Origin of the sequence: Pseudomonas macauensis (assembly GCF_047902425.1) — a bacterium.
Taxonomy (GTDB): Bacteria; Pseudomonadota; Gammaproteobacteria; order Pseudomonadales; family Pseudomonadaceae; genus Pseudomonas.
Genome location: NZ_CP138377.1, coordinates 5,164,782 through 5,186,169 on the forward strand (window position 1 = coordinate 5,164,782; position 21,388 = coordinate 5,186,169).

General features: G+C 66.2%; 17 protein-coding genes. 6 read left to right on the top strand and 11 right to left on the bottom strand.

Annotated elements, in window-relative coordinates:
• Positions 1-2: 2 nt before the first annotated feature.
• Positions 3-1,442, bottom strand: coding sequence for a cytochrome ubiquinol oxidase subunit I (locus SD196_RS23720; protein WP_275608771.1), 1,440 nt, complete (start codon positions 1,440-1,442; stop codon positions 3-5).
• 460 nt (positions 1,443-1,902) lie between these two features.
• On the opposite strand from SD196_RS23720, the gene SD196_RS23725 reads away from it, so the two are divergent.
• The 4 genes from SD196_RS23725 (at position 1,903) to betT (ending at position 7,425) form a co-directional block, all read left to right on the top strand.
• Entirely contained in the window at positions 1,903-2,682 is a 780-nt protein-coding gene (locus SD196_RS23725) for a MetQ/NlpA family ABC transporter substrate-binding protein (RefSeq protein ID WP_416310738.1), read from the top strand.
• A gap of 118 nt (positions 2,683-2,800) precedes the next feature.
• Positions 2,801-3,991, top strand: coding sequence for a trans-sulfuration enzyme family protein (locus tag SD196_RS23730; protein ID WP_275608773.1), 1,191 nt, complete (start codon positions 2,801-2,803; stop codon positions 3,989-3,991).
• A gap of 19 nt (positions 3,992-4,010) precedes the next feature.
• Positions 4,011-4,907, top strand: a complete 897-nt coding sequence (locus SD196_RS23735; protein WP_416310739.1) for a sigma 54-interacting transcriptional regulator — start codon at positions 4,011-4,013, stop codon at positions 4,905-4,907.
• Between the two features lie 559 nt (positions 4,908-5,466).
• A complete protein-coding gene (betT, locus tag SD196_RS23740) occupies positions 5,467-7,425 on the top strand; it encodes a choline BCCT transporter BetT (RefSeq protein ID WP_416311772.1) in 1,959 nt (652 codons plus the stop codon).
• Between the two features lie 150 nt (positions 7,426-7,575).
• Here the strand turns inward: betT and SD196_RS23745 are convergent, their stop codons facing one another.
• From SD196_RS23745 to yedA, 7 genes are all read right to left on the bottom strand, one after another.
• Entirely contained in the window at positions 7,576-9,615 is a 2,040-nt protein-coding gene (locus SD196_RS23745; RefSeq protein WP_275608775.1) for an OPT family oligopeptide transporter, read from the bottom strand.
• 326 nt (positions 9,616-9,941) lie between these two features.
• On the bottom strand, positions 9,942-10,778 hold the full coding sequence (tauD, locus tag SD196_RS23750) for a taurine dioxygenase (protein ID WP_416310740.1): 837 nt from the start codon (positions 10,776-10,778) through the stop codon (positions 9,942-9,944).
• Between the two features lie 223 nt (positions 10,779-11,001).
• Positions 11,002-11,820 carry an ABC transporter permease subunit gene (locus SD196_RS23755; RefSeq protein ID WP_416310741.1) on the bottom strand — a complete coding sequence of 273 codons (819 nt, stop codon included), beginning with the start codon at positions 11,818-11,820 and terminating at the stop codon, positions 11,002-11,004.
• Entirely contained in the window at positions 11,810-12,601 is a 792-nt protein-coding gene (locus SD196_RS23760; protein WP_416310742.1) for a taurine ABC transporter ATP-binding protein, read from the bottom strand. Before SD196_RS23760 ends, SD196_RS23755 begins: the two co-directional genes overlap by 11 nt.
• 135 nt (positions 12,602-12,736) lie before the next feature.
• The gene (gene tauA / locus SD196_RS23765) at positions 12,737-13,756 is read right to left on the bottom strand and encodes a taurine ABC transporter substrate-binding protein (RefSeq protein WP_416310743.1); all 1,020 of its coding nucleotides are present in this window, start codon (positions 13,754-13,756) and stop codon (positions 12,737-12,739) included.
• A gap of 196 nt (positions 13,757-13,952) precedes the next feature.
• Complete coding sequence (locus SD196_RS23770) at positions 13,953-14,849, bottom strand: acyl-CoA dehydrogenase family protein (RefSeq protein WP_416310744.1); 897 nt, start codon at positions 14,847-14,849, stop codon at positions 13,953-13,955.
• A 144-nt stretch (positions 14,850-14,993) separates the two neighbouring features.
• On the bottom strand, positions 14,994-15,881 hold the full coding sequence (gene yedA / locus SD196_RS23775) for a drug/metabolite exporter YedA (protein WP_416311773.1): 888 nt from the start codon (positions 15,879-15,881) through the stop codon (positions 14,994-14,996).
• Between the two features lie 167 nt (positions 15,882-16,048).
• Between yedA and SD196_RS23780 the strand changes: the two genes are divergently transcribed.
• A complete protein-coding gene (locus SD196_RS23780; RefSeq protein ID WP_275608781.1) occupies positions 16,049-16,495 on the top strand; it encodes an Lrp/AsnC family transcriptional regulator in 447 nt (148 codons plus the stop codon).
• 271 nt (positions 16,496-16,766) lie between these two features.
• On the opposite strand, the gene SD196_RS23785 is transcribed toward SD196_RS23780, so the two are convergent.
• Positions 16,767-18,044, bottom strand: coding sequence for an acetyl-CoA C-acetyltransferase (locus SD196_RS23785; RefSeq protein WP_416310745.1), 1,278 nt, complete (start codon positions 18,042-18,044; stop codon positions 16,767-16,769).
• 166 nt (positions 18,045-18,210) lie between these two features.
• Between SD196_RS23785 and SD196_RS23790 the strand changes: the two genes are divergently transcribed.
• Entirely contained in the window at positions 18,211-19,566 is a 1,356-nt protein-coding gene (locus tag SD196_RS23790; protein WP_416310746.1) for a 3-oxoacyl-ACP reductase, read from the top strand.
• 169 nt (positions 19,567-19,735) lie between these two features.
• On the opposite strand, the gene SD196_RS23795 is transcribed toward SD196_RS23790, so the two are convergent.
• Together SD196_RS23795 and SD196_RS23800 are read right to left on the bottom strand one after the other, a co-directional pair.
• Positions 19,736-20,140: an EF-hand domain-containing protein gene (locus tag SD196_RS23795; protein ID WP_275608784.1), complete on the bottom strand. Its 405-nt coding sequence runs from the start codon at positions 20,138-20,140 to the stop codon at positions 19,736-19,738.
• Positions 20,141-20,204: 64 nt separating this feature from the next.
• Positions 20,205-21,212: an AraC family transcriptional regulator gene (locus tag SD196_RS23800; protein ID WP_331317530.1), complete on the bottom strand. Its 1,008-nt coding sequence runs from the start codon at positions 21,210-21,212 to the stop codon at positions 20,205-20,207.
• Positions 21,213-21,388 lie beyond the last annotated feature (176 nt).

The window sequence follows — 21,388 nt, forward strand, 5'->3', positions numbered from 1 at the left end:
GCTCAGTTCCTCCCTGCCGGGCTAGCGTTGTCATCGTCGTCGAAGTCGTCTTCGGCAGCCGACAGCGGCCGCGCCGGAGTACGCTTCTGGCCGGCGCCGCCATGGCTGGTTTCGCGACCTTCGTGGGTGACCGGGCCCTTGCGCACCAGGCGCATCATGTAGCCGATGCCCACGCCGAACAGGGTGAAATACACCAGCACGAACATCACCAGGGTCAGGCTCATCTGCGTGACGCTGTGGTTGGACACCGCCTCGGAGGTGCGCATCAGGCCATAGACGACCCACGGCTGGCGGCCGATCTCGGTGGTGAACCAGCCGGCGAGGATGGCGATCAGGCCGGACGGTCCCATCCACAGCACCAGCTTGAGGAACGCACGGTTCTCATAGAGCCGCTTGCGCAGGCGCAGCCAGACGCTCCACAAGCCGACCAGGATCATCAGCATGCCCAGCCCCGCCATGATGCGGAACGACCAGAAGATGATGGTGGAGTTGGGGCGGTCGGCCTTCGGGAAGTCCTTCAGCGCCGGGATCGGTTCGGTCAGGCTGTGGTTGAGGATCAGGCTGCCGAGAACCGGGATTTCGATCTTGAAGCGGGTTTCCTCGCGTTCCATGTCCGGCCAGCCGACCAGCACCAGCGGGGTCGGCCCGCCTTCGCTGTTGTCCCAGTGGCCTTCGATGGCGGCGATCTTCGCCGGCTGGTGCTTCAGCGTGTTGAGGCCGTGGGCATCGCCCACCATGGCCTGGATGGGAGCCACGATCAGCGCCATCCACATGGCCATCGAGAGCATCTTGCGGATCGCCGGGTTGTCACGGCCACGCAGCAGGTGCCAGGCCGCCGAGGCGCCGACGAAGAAGGCGGTGGCGACGAACGAGGCGATCGCCATGTGCAGCAGGCGATAGGGGAAGGACGGGTTGAAGATGATGGCGACCCAGTCCACCGGCACCACGACGCCGTTGACGATCTCGTGGCCCTGCGGGGTCTGCATCCAGCTGTTGGAGGCGAGGATCCAGAAGGTGGAGATCAGCGTGCCGATGGCCACCATCACCGTGGCGAAGAAATGCAGGCCCGGGCCGACACGGTGCCAGCCGAACAGCATGACGCCGAGGAAGCCGGCTTCGAGGAAGAATGCCGTGAGCACTTCATAGGTCAGCAGCGGGCCGGTGACGCTCCCGGCAAAGGCCGAGAAGGCGCTCCAGTTGGTGCCGAACTGATAGGCCATGACGAGGCCGGAGACCACGCCCATGCCGAAGTTGACGGCGAATATCTTCGACCAGAAGTGATAGAGGTCGCGGTAGACCTCATCCGACGTCTTCAGCCACAAGCCTTCGAGCACCGCCAGATAGCTGGCGAGACCGATGGTGATGGCGGGGAAGATGATGTGGAAGGAGACGGTAAAGGCGAACTGGATCCGAGCCAGGTCGAGCGCCTCTAATCCGAACATGACGATTCCTCTTCAGGCTGACGCCCGCCACGCCAGTGGCCAGGCACCTTGCCTTGCGCATGCGCAGGGCGTTCTTGCGTGAGTCTGTGTTTCGAACCACCGATCTGATGTCGGTTCGGCTTCATTTTTGCTGCCCATTCAGAATGGACCGTGATCTGCATTGATGCCGCTCAATGAAGCAACTCGATCTTACGCCGCCAACCCGTGCGCACCGCCGTGGTGGGTTGCCGCGCGGCGGGGTGTCGCGCGACAGCTTGTCTCAGGTCGCTCGTGCGCAGCCATATGAACAAAATCGAATATCAAAATGAAAAATTAATATTTTATTGGAATAAAAAAGGCCGGTAACTTCTGCCTCAACCGCGGCCACTGGCGCTGCGGAAAAAGAATCCACCGCCCGTACGAAGGCCCCATCCCGGCCGGCCCGGACGCCAGCGGTCATCTGCCCCACAAGGACATCGCAATGAAAAAGCTGCTGCTTCTGACCGCCCTCGCCGCTGCCTTCACCACCTCGGCTTTCGCCAATGAAAAGCTGATCGTCGCCGCAACCCCGATTCCCCACGCCGAGATCCTCGAGCTGATCAAGCCGACCCTGGCCAAAGAGGGCGTGGACCTTCAGATCAAGGTCTTCACCGACTACGTGCAGCCCAACGTGCAGGTCGCCGAGAAGCGCCTGGACGCCAACTACTTCCAGACCAAGCCGTACCTGGACAACTTCAACGCCGGCAAGGGCACCAACCTGGTCACCGTGACCGGCGTGCACGTCGAACCCTTCGGTGGCTACTCGAAGAAGTACAAGTCCATTGACCAGCTGCCGGACGGCGCCACCGTCGCCATCCCCAACGAAGGCAGCAACAGCGGCCGCGCGCTGCTCCTGCTGCAGAAGGCCGGCGTGATCAAGCTGAAAGACCCGAGCAACGCCCTGGCCACTCCGAAAGACATCGCCGAGAACCCCAAGCACCTGAAGTTCAAGGAACTGGAATCGGCCCTGCTGCCGCGCGTGCTGGACCAGGTCGACCTGGACCTGATCAACACCAACTACGCGCTGGAAGCCAAGCTCAACCCGGTGAAGGACGCGCTGATCCTCGAAGACCGCAACTCGCCCTACGTGAACTACCTGGTGGCGCGTCCGGACAACAAGGACAGCGATGCGCTGAAGAAACTCTCCGCCGCCCTGACCAGCCCGGAAGTCAAAGCCTTCATCGAGAAGAAGTACAACGGCGCCGTGGTGCCGGCCTTCTGATCTGCCGCCCGGCACACTGCCGGGCGCAACGACTCCCACGCTGGGCGCGCTTTCGGCGCACCCGCTTCGACGCCGGTGGGCAGGTTCCACCGGCGTTTTTCTTTTCGAGGTACTCGTCATGAGCGAATCCCCCAAAGGCCCCTCCACCCGCGCCGTGCACGCCGGGCACGACGCCGACCGGCACATGGTCACCCGCGCCAAGAGCCTGCCGATCTACCAGAGCTCGGTGTTCGTCTACGACTCCCTGGAGCAGGTCGACGACTTCCTCGCCGGCAACCCCGACAACTACATGTACACGCGCATCGGCAACCCCAACCACAGCGCCGTGGAGGAGTTGCTGCGCGAGCTGGAAGACGGCGAGGACGCGCTGTTCTCCGCCTCCGGCATGGCGGCGATTTCCGCGGCCCTGCTGGGCGTGCTGAACGCCGGCGACCACCTGATCGCCAGCCGCGAGCTGTATGGCACCACCCAGAGCCTGATCGAGAAGGAGCTGGCGCGCTTCGGCATCGCCTCCACCCTGCTCGACCTCAATGACCTGGCCGCCGTGGAAGCGGCGATCACCCCGAGCACCAAGCTGATCTATACCGAGACCGCCTCCAACCCGCTGGTGCGCGTGAGCGACGTGCCGGCGCTGGCCGCCCTCGCCCACCGCCACGGGCTCAAGCTGCTGGTGGACAATACCTTCCTCTCGCCGGTGCTCTACCAGCCGCTGCGCGACGGCGCCGACCTGGTGGTCCACAGCACCACCAAGTACCTCAACGGCCATAGCGACGCCATGGGTGGCGCGCTGGTGGGCGATGCGCAGTGGATCGCCGCCGCGCGGCGCTTCCAGATCAACGCCGGCGGCAGCGCCAGTCCCTTCGAGAGCTGGCTCAACTTCCGCGGCGCCAAGACCCTGGCCCTGCGCATGCGCGCCCATTCGCAGAACGCCCAGGCCTTGGCCGAAGCCCTCGAAGCGCACCCGCAGGTCGAACGCGTCTACTACCCCGGCCTGCCCTCGCACCCGGATCACGCACTGGCGCAGCGCCTGTTCCGCAAAGGTTATTCGGGCATGTTGAGCTTCACCCTCAAGGGCGGTCTCGACCAGGTGGACCGCCTGATCGGTCACCTGCAACTGGCCGCCTTCGCCCCATCGCTCGCCGGTGTGGCGAGCAGCATCACCCACCCCGGCAAGACCTCGCACCGCGCGCTGTCCGCCGAAGCCCTGACCGCGCTGGACATCCACGACGGCACCATTCGTGTCTCGGTGGGCATCGAGGACAGCCAAGACATCGTCCAGGACTTCCTGCAGGCGCTGGACGCGCTGTAGGAGCAAAAGGAGAAACACCATGAACGCCCCCCACGCGCCGCTGCCGCTGCTGACCTTCCCCGACGCCGACAAGAGCCCGCTGAGCATCCGCGCCAAGGCGCTGGTGTTCTTTGACCCGCGCTCCCACGAAGTGCGCGACGAAGTGGAACGCCTGGCGCCGCTGCCGCAGCCGGTGCTGATCCACGGTGAAACGGGCACCGGCAAGGAACTGCTGGCCCGCCACATCCACCGTGCCAGCGAGCGCCCCGGCCTGTTCGTCGCGGTGAGCTGCAGCGCCCTGAGCCGCAACTACGCCGAGGCCGAGCTGTTCGGCTATGCGCCGGGCGCGCACAACGGCCCGGTGGGCAGCCGCGCCGGCTGGTTCGGCTCGGCCAACGGCGGCACCCTGTACCTGGACGAGATCGCCGACCTGCCGCTGTCGCTGCAACAGAAGCTGTTGCGCGTGCTGCAGGAGCGCGAAGTGCTGCGCGTCGGCGCCCGCGAGCCAGTGCCGGTGGACGTGCGTCTGGTCGCAGCGACCAGCCTCGATCTGGGCCAGGCGGTGAAAGCGGGGAAATTCCTCGAAGGCCTGCAGCAGTACCTGCATGACGGCAAACTGACCTTGCCGCCGCTGCGCGAGCGCATCGGCGATATCCAGCCGCTGGCCGAATACTTCCTCGGCGTGCATGCGCAACGCCTGGAACTGCCGGTACCGCAGATCGCCAGCGACACCCAGCGTGCGCTGGAAGGCTATGCGTGGCCGGGCAACATTCGCGAGCTGGAGAACGTCATCCACTTCGCCCTGCTGGTCAGCCCCGGCTCGGAAATCGGGCCGGAGCACCTGAACCTGCCGGACAGCACGGAAGCCGATTTGCGGGCACTGCTTCGTCGACCGGGTGTCCGCGAACGGTTGCGAACGCTGCTGAACGAGGCGTAGCGCTGAACCGTTTCACTTGAGGCGACGAATGGTCGCAGTGAAACGATTCGCTGCCTCTTGAGACGACAGCAGAGAATCCTGAGCAAGCTATCAATTTCAGGATTTTATCCTGCAAAAAACCAGCAAGGCAGACCCATCGACCAGATCAATATCAACCATAAAGACCATTCACTTATATTTGTCACAAATATCAGGGAAAATGGCTATCAGGCAGTCGGGACCCAATTTCCCCGAGCCTTTGGAGACTATCGTGACCAGCTTTGCCGCTCTTGCCAGCTTTTTCGCCGCCACCGCCTTCCTGAACGTACCTGCGCAGGTCGACCCGGAACGCCGTGAGATTCGCCAAGCGAAGAAAGCCCGCCGCAAGTAAAGCAGTACCCGCTCCGCTCGGCCCTCGTACAGGGCCGGCGGCGGGACCATCGGTCCCACCGATTGGCCTTTGACGGCCGTATCGTGTTTTCATTGAATGCTTGTTCAAGGAAAAACACGAGGGACCCCGCCCGTTTTGTCTGCACCGCAATCCCCTACTCCGTCCGTAACACCCAGCCCCTCCATGCGCATGAACCCACCGGTCTTCTACGGTGCGGCCGCGCTGATCCTTCTCTTCGCACTCGTCGTCCTCGGCCTGCCGCAACGCGCAGGTGACTGGCTGCTTGCCGCCCAGACCTGGGCCGCCGGGACCGTCGGCTGGTACTACCTGCTGGCGATGACGCTGTACCTGATCTTCGTGGTGGTCACCGCGCTTTCCGGCTATGGAAAGATCAAACTCGGTGCCGACCACGACGAGCCGGAATTCAGCTACCTGTCCTGGGCCGGCATGCTCTTCGCCGCGGGCATCAGCATCACGCTGTTCTTCTTCTGCGTTTCCGAACCACTCACGCACTTCCAGCAGCCACCGCAAGGCGAAGCCGGCACCCAGGAAGCCGCGCGCCAGGCCATGCAGCTGCTGTTCCTGCACTGGGGCCTGCACGGCTGGGGCGTGTTCGCCCTGGTGGCGATGGCGCTGGCCTACTTCGCCTACCGCCACAACCTGCCATTGGCGCTGCGCTCGGCGCTCTACCCGCTGATCGGCAAGCGCATCAACGGCCCCATCGGCTATGCGGTGGACTGCTTCGGCATCATCGCCACGGTGTTCGGCCTGGGCGCGGACATGGGCTTCGGCGTGCTGCAGCTCAATGCCGGCCTGGACTTCCTGTTCGGCATCGCCCACAGCCACCCGGTGCAGATGACGCTGATCGCGCTGATGATGGGTGCGGCGATCCTGGTGGCCGTCTCCGGCGTCGACAAGGGCATCCGCCTGCTGTCGGACATCAACATGGTCCTGGCCTGCGCGCTGCTGCTCTTCGTGCTGTTCGCCGGCCCCACCCAGCACCTGCTCAACACCCTGGTGCAGAACATCGGCGACTATCTCGGCAGCCTGCCGACCAAGAGCTTCGACCTCTACGCCTACGGCAAGGACGGCAGCGACTGGCTGGGCGGCTGGACAGTGTTCTACTGGGCCTGGTGGATCGCCTGGGCGCCCTTCGTCGGCCTGTTCATCGCGCGCATCTCGCGCGGGCGGACCATCCGCGAATTCGTCTTCGGCGTGCTGTTCATCCCGCTCGGTTTCACCCTGGCGTGGATGTCGATCTTCGGCAACAGCGCCCTCGACCAGGTGCTCAACCACGGTTTCAGCGAACTGGGCCGGGTGGCCGTCGAGGAGCCCTCCATGGCGCTCTACCAGTTGCTGCAGAACTACCCCGGCAGCCGCGTGGTGATCGCCGTCACCGTGCTGGTCAGCTTCGTGTTCTTCGTCACCTCGGCCGACTCCGGCACCGTGGTGCTCTCCACGCTCTCCGCCCACGGCGGCAGCGCCGACGACGACGGCCCGAAATGGCTGAGGGTGTTCTGGGGCGTGGCCACCGCGCTGGTCACCGGCGGGCTGTTGTTCGCCGGCAACATCGATGCGCTCAAATCCGCAGTGGTGCTCACCTCACTGCCCTTCTCGCTGATCCTGCTGCTGATGATGTGGGGGCTGCACAAGGCGTTCTACCTCGAATCGCAGCGCCAGCGGGCACGTACCCACTCACTCGCGCCACCGCCCTCGACCAAGACCGGTGGCTGGAAGCGACGCATCTCCCAGGCGGTGCACTTCCCCACTCGCGACGAGGTGTATCGCTTCATGGTCGACGTGGTCAGCCCGGCGATTGCCGAGGTTTCGGAGGTGTTCCGCGAGAAGGGCCTGCAGGTGGATTCCGACCTGGATCTGGGCAACCTGGAGATCGGCCTGGAAATCGGCCATGGCGAGCAGCATCCGTTCCTCTACCAGGTGTCGATGCGCGGCTACTTCACGCCCTCCTTCGCCCGCGCCGGCATGGGCGGCCTGCACCTGAAGAACCGCCGCTACTTCCGCGCCGAGGTGCACCTCTCCGAGGGCAGCCAGGACTACGACCTGATGGGCTACAGCAAGGAACAGATCATCAACGACATGCTCGACCAGTACGAGCGGCACCTGCAGTTCCTGCATCTGGTGCGCTGAGCTCCCTGCGCATGCCCTTGTAGGAGCGAGCTTGCTCGCGAATCACCCAGCATCTGAGCTGCCGGTGAATTCGTTCGCGAGCAAGCTCGCTCCTACGAAAAACCCAAATGCGAAAGGCGCCCGCAGGCGCCTTCGCATCACCGCTCAGGATCAGCCGCGCGTGCCGGTGAGCACCTTGCGGTAGAACAGCACGCAGATCGCCACGAACACCACCAGGCCCAGCCATTGCGCGGCGTCTTCGAAGGAGGCGCCGACCAGCGCCAGCGGCGCGTCCTTGCCGGTGGTGCCGATGATGGCCGCCAGCAGGATACCCATCAGGCTCTCGCCGACGATCAGGCCCGAAGCCAGCAGCACGCCACGACGCTTGGGCTCGTCGGAGAATTTCTCCTCGTTGATGCCGGCCGCCAGGGCGCGCTTCTTCAGCGCCGTTTCCAGCAGCCAGGCGAGCACCGCACCGACCACCAGGGTCATGCCGATGGTCGGCGGCAGGTAGATGCCCAGGCCCACCGCGAGGACCGGCAGGCTGGCCTTGCCGGTGCGGCGCAGCAGCACGTCCACCAGGATCAGCGCGATGCCCAGCGCCACGCCGATGAGGATCATGTTCCAGTTCAGCGCGTTGTGGAAAATCCCGCTGGCGATGGCGGTCATCAGCGTCGCCTGCGGCGCGGCCAGCGCGGCGTTCGGGTCCATGCCCTCGCGCGGCAAGGCGCCAGTGAAGCCGTAGGCATTGAACAGCAATTCCAGCACCGGCGGGATCACCAGGGCGCCCACCAGGCAGCCGACGATCAATGCCACCTGCTGGCGCCACGGGGTCGCGCCGACCAGGTAGCCGGTCTTCAGGTCCTGCAGGTTGTCGTTGGAGATCGCCGCGATGGCGATCACCACCGAGGTGGTGAACAGCGCCAGGGCGATGGCGAGCTTGCCGCCTTCCATCGCCAGGAAGCCATCCTCCAGCGAGCCAACGCCGAGAATCAGCAGCGACACCAGGATCACCGCGATGATGCCGATGCCGGAGATCGGGCTGCTGGAGGAGCCCACCAGGCCAGCCATGTAGCCGCAGGCGGCAGCGATCAGGAAACCGAAGAAGAAGGCGAAGATCACGCAGGCCCCCACCAGGCCCCAGAAGCCGAAGCCGTGCAGGTCCGGTGCGGCGTCCGCGAGGAAGTAGGAGAACACCACGAACAGCGCCACCAGCAGCACGCCTGCGATGGTAACAATCCACTTCGCGGACAGGTCCTGCTCGGTACGCAGGTCACTCACCTCGCCACGCCCCCGCACGGCGCTGAGCGACGACCAGACGCCCTGCACCATGGGCTTGAACAGGGTGGCCAGGGTCCACAGCGCGGCGATGCCGATGGTGCCGGCGCCGAGGAAGCGCACCTGGCTGCTCCACAGTTTGGTCGCCAGCTCCGGCAGGCTCTGCCCGGCGGCCAGCACGCTGTTCACCGAGAGCAGCGGCACCGCCACGCCCCAGGCGATCACCACGCCGATGAGGATGGCGATACCGGCGGTGATGCCCATCAGGTAGCCGGCGCCGACCAGGGCCAGGGAGAAACCGGTGGACAGGCGGAACGCCGCTTGCCCTGCGGTGAGCCAGAAGCTGAAGCCTTCGGCGAGTACCTTGAAGCCGCTGCTGAGCAGACTGAAGGCGGCGGCGATCACGCCACCGGCGAGGATGTCGCGCAGGCCCGGTCCGCCGGTTTTCGCCGGCTTGCCCGCCTTCTCGTCTTCTTCGTCATGGCTGCCGACGCGCAGGATCTCCGCCGCCGCCACACCTTCGGGGTACGGCAGGTTGCTTTGCACCACCATCACCCGACGCAGCGGGATGGTGTAGAGCACACCAAGGATGCCGCCGATGGAACAGATGGCCGCAGTCTGCCAGAACGGGAAGCCGCTCCAGTAGCCGATCATCAGGAGGCCCGGAAGGATGAAGATGATCGAGGACAGGGTGCCGGCCGCCGAGGCCTGGGTCTGCACCATGTTGTTCTCGAGGATGTTGGAACCGGAGAAGTAGCGCAGCACGGCCATCGAGATGACCGCCGCGGGGATCGACGAAGCGAAGGTCAGGCCGACCTTGAGGCCGAGGTATACGTTGGAGGCGGTGAACACCACGGTGATCAGCGCGCCGAGAATCAGGCCGCGAACCGTAAGCTCGGCGAGGTTGGACTCGTCGGGAATCCTTTCTTGCATGTAGGCAGTCTCTTCATAAAGCGGAACTGCCAAAGCGTAGGACAGTGAGCCATCCGCCGCGACCTAGAATGGCGACCAATGCGGTCTGCGGTGCGGCTTTGTTGCCGCAAGTCATGGGGATGACGGGAAATTCCAGGCTGTTGCCGACTTGTAGGAGCGAGCTTGCTCGCGAACGGATTCCCCGACGGGTTGGGCGTTATGCGGTTCGCGAGCAAGCTCGCTCCTACACAAAAATTCCGTAGGGCGCATAACGCCTATGGCGTTATCCGCCACGGCGGCGGATAACCCGTTCCGGGTTATGCGCCCTACAGGTGCCGCCCCTCAAGTCAGAACGGTTTGTCCCCCAGAATCGTCGCCCGGTGCATCACCCGCCGCTGCGGACGGTAGTCGTCCACCGCATAGTGCTGGGTCACGCGGTTGTCCCAGAAGGCCACGTCGTTCTCCTGCCAGCGCCAGCGCACAGTGAACTCCGGGCGGCTGAAGTGGGCGAACAGCAGGTCGAGGATGGCGCGGCTTTCCGCCGGCTCCAGCTCGTTGATGCGGGTGGTGAAGCCGTCGCTGACGAACAGCGCCTTGCGCCCGGTGACCGGGTGGGCACGGATCACCGGATGGCTGCGCGGCGGATTCTTCTTGCGCGCTTCCTCCAGACGCGCGAGGTCGGCATCGGTGGCGCCGAAGCGTTCCTGGGGGAAGGACTTGCTGATGTCGTGGGTCGCGGTGAGGCCGTCGAGCAAACGCTGCAGCGGCTTGGAAAGCGCTTCGAAAGCCGCGATGCCGCTGGCCCACAGGGTGTCGCCGCCGTAGGGCGGCAGCTGCTTGGCGGCCAGCACGGCACCGAGCGCCGGAGTTTCCAGGAAGGTCACGTCGGTGTGCCAGATGGCGTTGTCGCGCACGTCGGTAACGGCGGTGTCGAGCACGATGACTTCGCGCTGCTCCGGCGAGCTGGGGTAGATCGGGTGGATGTGCAGGTCGCCGAAGCGCGCGGCGAAGTTCGCCTGCTGGGTCGGCGTCAGCGGCTGGTCGCGGAAGAACAGCACCTGGTGATCGAGCAGGGCCTGCTCGATCTGACGCTGCGCTGCGTCGTCCAGTGGATCGGCCAGACGCACGCCGGAAACGACGGCGCCCAGGGCTGGGCTGATAGGTTCGATGCTCAGGGTGGTCATGTTCGTGTTCTCTCGTGAGGTTCACGGGGAAAGGCGCCCTCTCCCCAACCCTCTCCCTGAAGGGAGAGGGGGCTTGTTCGGTGTATTCGGAAAGGGCGGTCAACCCCTTCAGCCGCGCAGACTCATCCATGAGGCAGAGGTATCGAAGCCACTCAGGACAGTCCCCTCTCCCGCTTGCGGGAGAGGGTTAGGGAGAGGGGCTTTTACCCCGCCCGGCAGAAAGTCACTCCCAGGAAGCAAACCGCTTCTGCAGCCAGCGCAGCCCAAGCTCGAAGCCCAGCGCGATGGCGGCGATCAGCAGGATCCCCAGCACCACCACATCGGTGGCGAGGAACTGCGCCGCGGACTGCACCATGAAGCCCAGGCCACGGTTGGCGGCGATCAGCTCGGCGGCGACCAGGGTCGACCAGCCCACGCCCAGGGCGATGCGCAGGCCGGTGAGCACTTCGGGCAACGCGCTGGGCAGGATCACATGGCGCACCACCTGCCAGCGGTTGGCGCCCAGGCAGCGCACGGCCTGGATGCGCGACTTGTCCACGCGACGCACGCCGGCGGCGGTGGCGATCAGCAGCGGCGCGAACAGCGCCAGGTAGATCAGCAGCACCTTGGACAGCTCGCCGATACCGAACCAGATGACGATCAGCGGCAGGTAGGCCAGCGGCGGCACCGGGCGGTAGAACTCCACCAGCGGATCGAAGGCCGCGCCCACTAGCGGGTTGAGGCCCATCAGGATGCCCAGCGGGATGGCCGTGAGCACCGCCGCGCCCAGCGCCAGCAGCACGCGCAGCAGGCTGGTGCCGACGTGCTGCCACAACGAGGCATCGACATAGCCCTCGGCGAGCAGGCGCTGGAAGGCTTCCAGCAGTTGCTCCGGCGCGGGCAGGAACAGAGTGTCGACCCAGCCCAGGTGCGTGGCCAGCCACCAGAGCACGAAGAGTCCGCCGACACTGCCGGCAGCGGCCCAGCGGCGGTAGTCGCCCGGCACGCTGCGGGACTTCGGCGCGGCGGCCGGGAGTTTGGTGGCGAGGGTTTCAGTGGACATGCTCGGCCTCCGGTTCTTCGAGGAACTCATCCAGCAGCAGTTGGCGCAGGCGCGCGAATTCCGGGTCGGACTTGATCGAGCGCACCGGCTCGCCCGCGGCGTAGCGGCGTGCGAAGTCCAGCGGCAGACGCTTGACGATGCGCGCCGGCGGGCCGTCCATCACCACCAGGTCGGTGGCCAGGAACAGCGCTTCGTCGACGCTGTGGGTGATCAGGAACAGGCCCTTGCCGGTCTTGCGCCACAGGTCGAGGGTCAGCACCTGCATGCGCTCGCGGGTCAGCGCATCGAGGGCGCCGAAGGGTTCGTCGAGCAGGAGGAAATCCGGCTCCACCGCCAGTGCACGGGCCAGGCCCAGGCGCTGCCGCTGGCCGCCGGAGAGCTGGGAGATGCGGTAATCCGCATGCTCGCCCAGGCCCACCAGTTTCAGCACTTCATGGGCGCGGCCATTGCGCTCGGCGGCGCCGATTCCACGGATGCGCAGGCCCAGAGCGACGTTGTCCAGCGCGCTCAGCCAGGGCATCAGTGCGTCATCCTGGAACACCACGCCGCGTTCGCCACCGGGGCCGCTCAGGGTGCGGCCGTCGATCTGCACGCGGCCGCTGTCCGGTGCCTGGAAGCCCGCCAGCACGTTGAGCAGGCTGGACTTGCCGCAGCCCGACGGGCCGAGCACCACCAGGGATTCTCCCTTGGCCAAGCTGAGAGTGAGGTCCTGCAGCACAACGCGCTCGCGTCCGCGCTGCTGGAAAGTGAGGCTGACCGCCTCGGCCGTCAGACGGCTCATGTTCTGCCCTCCGTAGGGTGAGAAGAAATGCGTGGCGCTGTTTGCTCTTGTAGGAGCGAGCTTGCTCGCGAACCGCCCTGACTTCGGAGCCGACAGGTGTTCGCGAGCAAGCTCGCTCCTACGAAAGGCAATTGCTCAGCGCTGGCCGACCTGCACGCTCTGGGCCTGGCGCACATAGTCGGCGCTGACGTAGGGCGAGTAGTCCTTGAGCACCGAAGGCACGCGCTTCTGCTCTTTGAGGAATTCGGCGGTGCCGGAGATGTCCTTGGCAGTACCGCCGCCCAGCAGGGCGGACGACAGCTGCGCCTGGGATTCGGGGAAGGCGGAGCCGGCCAGCAGCTCGGGCACGTCCTGCGGATCGGCGCCGGTCAGCTTGGCGATTTTCTTCACCTGCTCGGAGTCGGCGGTCCACTGGGCCTTGTGGGCGTTGTAGTCGGCGAAGGAATCCAGGCTCACGCGAGCGAACTTGGCGATGACTTCCGGGTGCTTCTCGGCGAAGTCCTTGCGGGCGACCCAGACCTCGAAGGTCGGCGCGCCCCACTGGCCGACTTCGGCGGCGTCGGTCAGCACCTTGCCGGACTTCTTGATCTCGCCCAGGGCCGGCGACCAGACGAAGGCGCCGTCGATGTCGCCACGACGCCAGGCGGCGGCGATCTCGGTGGGGTTGAGGTTGACGATTTTCACCTTGGCCGGGTCGATCTTCCAGTGCTTGAGCGCACCCAGCAGGCTGTAGTGCGAGGTGGAGACGAAAGGCGTGGCGATGGTCTTGCCGACCAGGTCTTCGGGCTTCTCGATCTTGCTGCCGTTGCGCACCACCAGGGCCTCGGCCGAGTTGATCTGCGCGGAGACGATGAAGGCGACGATCGGCAGGCCGCGCGAGGTGGCGGCGGCCAGCGGGCTGGAGCCGATGTTGCCCAGTTGCACGTCGCCCGAGGCGATGGCGGCGATCACTTCCGGGCCACTGTTGAAGCGGCGCCAGTCGAGCTTCTCGCCAATGACTTTTTCGTAGGTGCCGTCGGCCTGGGGGACCTTGGTCGGGTCGATGCCGGTCTGGTAGCCCAGGACGATGTCGGCAAACGCAGCACTCTGGGAGAACAGCGCGGCCGCAACAGCGACGCCGGCCAGGGCACGACGTACGAAACGAGGTTTGTTCATGGTGTTTCCTCTGAAGGTAACGGCGGTGCCGGCCTCCAGAGAGGGGACGGACCACGGGACGGGATTCGGTGGGTTGAAACGGTGTCCGGTGGTCCGGTAGAAGCTAGATTAACGGTATAAAAAACTCGCAATAAATAATATTTGGTTCTTAACTTATGAGCGCTCGCAAGGGCTTCCGTCGCCGATACAAGGCGCCTCACGTCGCGCCAGCGAGCACTCGCGCACGCACGCCCTCCTGGCGCAATCCCTCCTCGACCGCCTGCTTCGCCACGGCGGAGGTTTCCGCCACCAGGGTCGCCAGCGCGGCGCTGCGGGTGAAGGTCAAGCCGCTGCCCGCCGCCAGCGCCGCCTCGAAGGCCGCGGCGGACTGCTCGGACAGGCGCAGGCCCAGCCCCAGCAAACGCCGCAGCCCATCCGCCGCCGCTCGCGTCGGCAGTGCATCGCACGCCTGCATGGCCAGGCCCAGCGCGATGTTCGCCTGCAGTAGCGCCGACAGGCTGCCGCGCAGCTGCGCGCGGGGCGTCCAGGGCAGGCCCGGCGGCAGCAGGATGTCCTCGGGATGCAGGCGCACTTCATGGCAGCGCAGCAGTCCGCCGCCGTTGGGTTCGAAGCGGTCCAGGCCGTCGCGGTCGGCCGGCAGCGCGGCGATCAGCAAGCCCTCGCTGGGTGCGTGCCAGGCCGAGATCAGCAGCCAGTCGGCCGCCTCGCTGCCAAAGCAGTCGTGACGCCCGCCTTGCAACAGGAAGCCGCCGCGCCGATGCTCCCGCGCCAGCAGGCGACGTTCGTGATGGTCCACCGCCTCGCCCCACAGCCAGTCACGCGTGACGCTCAGGGGTAAGAGACGTTCACGCTGCTCGCGGCTGCCCAGCAACAGCACGCTGGCCAGTTGCAGGTGATGCACGGCGAACAGCCGGGCCAGGGTGCCGTCGCGCTCGGAGAGGTCACGCAGGGTCTGCAGCACCTCATCCCAAGGGGCACCGCGTCCGCCATAGTCGCGCGGCACCGACAGGTCGAGCAGGCCGGAGTCGCGCAGCGCGCGGCTCCAGCGGGCAGAGGGAAGATCGGGAAGGGAAGCGGTCGCCGCCAGGTTCATGCACACCTCATCGAGTGAGTTGGTCAGTGGCCTGGGCGTATGGCGCGCGGGTGTACTGAAGAAAGGAAAACGGCCTCCCTGCGGAGGCCGTTCCATACCCTAGCGAAGTAGCAGGGCGGGGCGAAATAACCTTTCGGGCTTAGCTCATGCCGCGTCCTGGCGTCGCCACTGCGGCAGGCCGATCAGCACCACCGCGCTGATGATCACCGCCATCGCCAAGGACTCGGCCAGGCCGATGTGTTCGCCCGCGAAGACCACGCCGAGCAGCACCGCCACCGCCGGGTTGACGTAGGCGTAGCTGGTCGCCGCCGCCGGCCGCACATTGGCCAACAGGTACATGTAGGCGCTGAAGGCGATGATCGAACCGAACACCACCAGGTAAGCCAGCGCGCCCCAGCCCGCGGCAGTCGGCATCTGCTCCATGCGCTCACCGCTGAGGAAGCTGCCCAGCAGCAGCACGCCGCCGCCCACCAGCATCTCCACCGCGCTGGCCATGGCGCCGGCCGGCAGCGACAGGCGCCGGCTCCACACCGAGCCGAAGGCCCAGGCCGCCGCCGCGAAGAGGATCAGCGCCGCGCCCGCCGGGCTGCCCTGCAGGTTGGAGCCGAGGTTGAGCAGCACGATGCCGAACAGGCCCAGGGCGATACCGGCCCATTCCAGCGCAGTGGTGCGGTTGCCGAAGAAGCGTCCGAACACCAGGGTGAACAGCGGCACGGTCGCCACCGCCAGCGCCGCCACGCCCGAGGCCACGCCCCAGTGCTCGGCGACCGTCACCCCGCCGTTGCCGCAGCTGAGCAGGAGGATGCCGATGGCGCCCGCCGACAGCCATTGCCTGAAGGTCGGCAGCGGCGCGCCGCGCCAGAGCATCCAGGCGAACAGGAGGGTCCCGGCGATGATGAAGCGGCAGCCGGCCATCAGCATCGGCGGCCAGGATTCGACGCCGATACGGATCACCAGGTAGGTCGAGCCCCAGATGAAGTACAGGGCGAAGAACGCGGCGATCAGGGTCAGGGAGACGCGGGCTCTGGGCATGGGCATCGTGGTCATGGGAAGCGCTCGACAAGGCAGGCGGAGCGCTTCATTTTATGCAGGTCACAAGCCCCGTATAAGGCACAGACAACGCCAATACGGGCATAACACTTTTCATTCGATGGATTTTCACAAGGCTTTCCGTCGAATCAACGAAAGAGGCTGAACCGATGGACAGATACGATCGCGCCCTGCTCGCCGCCCTGCTGGAAGACGGCCGCATGTCCTTCGCGGAGCTCGCCCGGCGCATCAACCTATCCCCTCCCGCGGTGGCCGATCGCGTCGCCCGCCTGGAAGCCGACGGGGTGATCACCGGCTACCACGCCAGCGTAGACCTGTCGAAGATGGGCCGCTCGATCCAGTGCCTGATCGAGATGCGTCTGAACGACCATCGCAGCAAGACCATGCTCGACCCGTTGCTGGAAATCCCGCAGATCATCGATTGCTACCGCATCACCGGCGAGGCCTGCGTGATGCTCAAGGTGGCGGTGAGCTGTACCCGGGAGCTGGAAGAACTGATCGACCGCCTGGCCCAGTTCGGCACCAGCAAGACCTCGCTGGTGCTGTCCACACCCTTCTCCGGGCGCGTGCATCCGGCGATGTTGCAGGACGGTTGAGGGAGTTTTCTAGAAGGGAATTGCAGGGGGAGCGCCGCTCCTACGAAAGCGACCCAGCAAGGCACCGCCCGCCGGCTTTTTGTAGGAGCGAGCTTGCTCGCGAACTGTCCCAGCCTCGGTGCCGACCGGTGTTCGCGAGCAAGCTCGCTCCTACAGGTAACGCCCACCAAACACGCGGATAAAAAAAGGCGGCGCCGCTTGCGCGGCACCGCCTGAAGTCACGGAGTTGCTACATCGTGGGAGCGGCAAACACCGGTCCCGTTGTATTGGATTACCGTTCGATGATTGCGGTCACACCTTGGCCACCTGCGGCGCAAATCGAGATCAGCCCGCGCCCCTTGCCAGCGGCGTCCAGCAGCTTGGCCAGGTTGGCGACGATGCGCCCACCGGTGGCGGCGAACGGGTGGCCGGCAGCGAGCGAGCTGCCCTTCACGTTGAGCTTGCTGCGGTCGATGGAGCCCAGCGGTGCATCGAGACCCAGGCGCTCCTTGCAGTAGTCCGCGTCTTCCCAGGCCTTGAGGGTGCAGAGCACCTGGGCGGCGAAGGCTTCGTGGATCTCGTAGAAGTCGAAGTCCTGCAGGGTCAGGCCATTGCGCGCCAGCAGCCGGGGTACCGCATAGACCGGCGCCATCAGCAGCCCTTCATGGCCACCAACGAAGTCCACCGCCGCCGCCTCGCCATCCTTGAAGTACGCCAGGATCGGCAGGCCACGTGCCTTCGCCCATTCCTCGCTGGCCAGCAGCACCACGGAAGCACCGTCGGTGAGCGGTGTGGAGTTGGCCGCCGTCAGGGTGCCGCGCGAACCGCGCTCGAACACCGGCTTGAGGGTGCCGATCTTCTCCAGGTTGATGTCCGGACGCAGGTTCTGGTCGCGCACCAGGCCGCGGAACGGCGTCATCAGGTCATTCTGCCAGCCCTCGTCATAGGCGGCGGCCAGCTTGATGTGACTCTCGTAGGCGAGCTTGTCCTGCTCGTCGCGGGGGATGGCCCAGGTCTGCGCCATCTGCTCGCAGTGCTCGCCCATGGACAGCCCGGTGCGCGGCTCGCCGTTCTTCGGGATGTGCGGCATCAGGTGGCGCGGGCGAATCTTCAGCAGGCTCTTGATCTTCTCGCCGTTGGACTTGCCGCGATTGGCCTCCAGCAGGATCTTGCGCAGCCCCTCGTTGACGCCGATGGGTGCGTCGGAGGTGGTGTCCACGCCGCCGGCGATGCCGCACTCGATCTGCCCGAGGGCGATCTTGTTGGCCACCAGGATGGCGGCCTCAAGGCCCGTGCCACAGGCCTGCTGGATGTCGTAGGCCGGGGTCTCCGGCGCCAGGCGCGTGCCCAGTACGCACTCGCGGGTCAGGTTGAAGTCGCGGGAATGCTTGAGCACGGCGCCTGCGACCACCTCGCCCAGGCGTTCGCCGTGCAGCTTGTAGCGCTCGATCAGGCCGTCCAGCGCGGAGGTCAGCATCTCCTGGTTGCTCGCCGTGGAATACAGGGTGTTGGAGCGGGCGAAGGGAATACGGTTGCCGCCGACGATGGCGACCCGGCGCAATTGGGTCATGCAGGGCTCCTGAGAATGAGCATTGAAGTGCGGTCAAGGCTAACCTTAGCCGCTTGTGTCGCATTGGCCGCCCCGCCGTTGCGCAGGGCAGCGCGGTCAATTGCGCCGAACACGCCGCTGCGTAGAGTGGTCGGCACTTTCGAGAATCCGCGCAGGAGCCCGTTCCATGACCGATCGCTACATCGCCTTCGCCAACTCCAACGTCGGCCGCCGCCTGGTCGGAGCCCTCGGCCTGCCCGCGCCGATCCGCCTGGAGCGCTGGAGCGCCGGGCGCACGCGGCCAGTGGACGGGGCTCTGCTGGTCGGTGGCGAGGGCAACCTGAACGACGCGGTGCTGGCGTTTTCCGAGCGCCTGACCGATTCGATCTTCGCCTTCGCCGAAGGCCAGTACGGCCTGCCGCGCTGGACCGCCGAGCACGGTCCGAAGCTCAAGGCCATCGCCTTCGACGCCAGCGGCCTGACCCGCTTCGAGCAGACCCTCGAGCTGCGCACCTTCTTCCAGGGTGCACTCAAGGGCCTGGACAAGTGCCCGCATGTGGTGATCCTGGGCCGCGCGCCGGAATCGATCAAAGACCCCATCGCCGCCAGCGTGCAGCGCAGCCTGGAAGGCTTCAGCCGCTCCCTGGGCAAGGAGATCCGCCGGGGCGGCAACGTGCAGCTGGTGTATGTCGGCAAGGGCGCCGAGGACCAGCTCGAAGGCGCCCTGCGCTTCTTCCTCTCGCCCAAGAGCGCCTACGTCTCCGGGCAGGTGGTGCGCCTGTCCGCCTACGACAAGCAGGTGCAGGACTGGAGCCGTCCGCTGGTGGGCAAGCGCGCGCTGGTGACCGGCGCCGCCCGTGGCATCGGCGCGGCGATTGCCGAGACCCTCGCCCGTGACGGCGCCGAGGTAGTGCTGCTGGACGTACCGCCCGCCAAGGACGCCCTCGACGCCCTCGCCGCGCGCCTGGGCGGCCGTGGCGTGGCACTGGACATCTGCGCCGCCGACGCTGGCGCGCAACTGGTGGAAGCGCTGCCCGATGGCGTGGACATCGTGGTGCACAACGCCGGCATCACCCGCGACAAGACCGTCGCCAAGATGAGCGAGGCGTTCTGGAACTCGGTGATCGACGTGAACCTGAAAGCCCCGCAGGTGCTGACTCAGGCGCTGCTGGACGCCAACAAGCTGCACGACGACGGCCGCGTGGTGCTGCTCGCCTCCATCAGCGGCATCGCCGGCAACATGGGGCAGACCAACTACGCGGTGAGCAAGGCCGGCCTGATCGGCCTGGCGCAGGCCTGGGCGCCGGTGCTGGGGAAGAAGGGCATCAGCATCAACGCGGTGGCGCCGGGTTTCATCGAGACCCAGATGACCGCCGCCATCCCGCTGACCATCCGCGAGGCCGGCCGGCGCATGAACTCCATGGGCCAGGGCGGCCTGCCGCAGGACGTCGCCGAAGCCGTGGCCTGGTTCGCCCAGCCGGGTTCCGGCGCGGTGAGCGGCCAGGTACTGCGGGTGTGTGGTCAGAGTCTGCTGGGGGCGTGATCCCGTAGGGCGTACAACCGTTCGCGGTTGTACGCCGATACACCTCGACCGATCGGATGGCGCCAAGGTCGATCCCGGAGCGCTCTGGGACCATCGCTGGATGGCGTATAACGTCGAGCGTTATACGCCCTACGTCCCGGCCAGGCGCGCAGCTATCACGGCACCGAACTCACCGTCCCCGCGCCGCAATCAACTGCTGGAACTCCTCCGCACTCAGCCGATGATCGCCATCGCGGTCGCCGCGCAGGATCAGCGCCGGCTCCTGGGCCATGAACTCGGCCGGGCTGATCTTCTCGTCACCATCGCTGTCCGGCCAGACCACGGCGGCAGGCGAAGGGTGGTTGCTCTGGCTCGGTGGGGTGAGTTCCTGGCGGCTTAGGAAGCCGTCGGCGTCACGGTCCAGCCGACGGAACATGCGTTCGCGCATCGCCGCCATGTCGCTGGCCTCGATGTAGCCATTGGCATCGCGGTCCAGGCGGGAAAAGGCCGTGTCGCCCGTTTCGCCGGCCAACGCCTGCTGGCTACCCAACAGCACGGCGCCGCACAGCAGGGCGTTGCGGATTCGGCTTTGCATCAAGAACTCCTCAGGTGGAAAAAGCGCGCAAAGCCTACTCAGCAGCCCACTCGAAGATGTTCGATCACTCCGCCGGCGTCTGCGGCCGGCCACGGCGGCGGAACTCCACCGGGGTCTCGCCGACCCAGCGCTTGAAGGCGCGGTAGAAGGTGCTCGGCTCAGAGAAACCGGTACGCTCGACGATCACCTCGATGCGTTCATCGGTCTTGAGCAGCAGGTCCTTGGCCAGCCGGCAGCGGTAGTCGGTGACCAGGTCATTGAAACGCACCCCGGCCATGGCCAGGCGCTCGCGCAGGCGGCGAGCCGGCATGTCCAGGCGCGCGGCGACCTGTTCGAGGGTCGCGCCACCGTCCACCAGCAGCACGCCGATCAGCTCGCGCACCTTGCGCACCAGGTCCAGGCGCTCGACCTCCGCCAGTTGCCTGCGCGCCAGCGACTCGTGCATGCGCAGCAGCTCCGGAGCGGCATGGCGCGAGGGCTTGTCCAGCACGGCGGCGTCGAACACCAGCGCGTAGCGCTCGGCACCCAGCACCGCCGGGCAGCCGTAGACCGCCTGGTAGCGCTCGGCGGGGGCGCCCGCTTCGTGCATCAGCTGCACTTCGTAGGGCTTGAAGTCGCCCTCGGTGAGGGCGTGGAACAGGCGGACCACCGCGCCAGCGAGCATTTCCGGGAAATGCCGGTTGGTCCCGGCCGCATGCCCCAGCAACAGCAGGGCGCGCTCGCCTTCGATTTCCAGGCGGGCGTTGAGGGTGTCGGAGAGCAGGCGCACGTAGCGCAGGGCGTGGCGCAGGCCTTCGCCGAAGGTCGCGCTGGAGAGGAACAGGTATTCCAGCAAGAGGCCGTGGAACGCCGGCAGGTGGCCGGCCAGGTAGAGGCCGACGTGTTCCTGACCACACTCTTCGGCGGCGGCCTTCCAGAACAGGTTCTGTGCACTGTGGGGGAAACGTCCAGCGGGCAGGCTGCCGGCGGGCAGGCCGACGCGCGCCAGTACACGGTCGGGGTCGGTGCCGCTGGCGCGCAGGGCGTCGATCACCGGGCGCATCAGCGCCACATCGTCGGTCAGATCACGCATGGTGTTTTTTCTAGTTATCCATGGGGCGGGCCCATCTTAGGCAGCTTTCCTCTCCCCCCTCAAGAGAATCAGGAAGGCCATTGAACGAAATCTCAGAGCAATCGGACGGTCAGATTGACTTGCCTGCCGCGCACCGCGTTACCACGGCCAATGCCCGATGCAGAGCACTGGCTAAG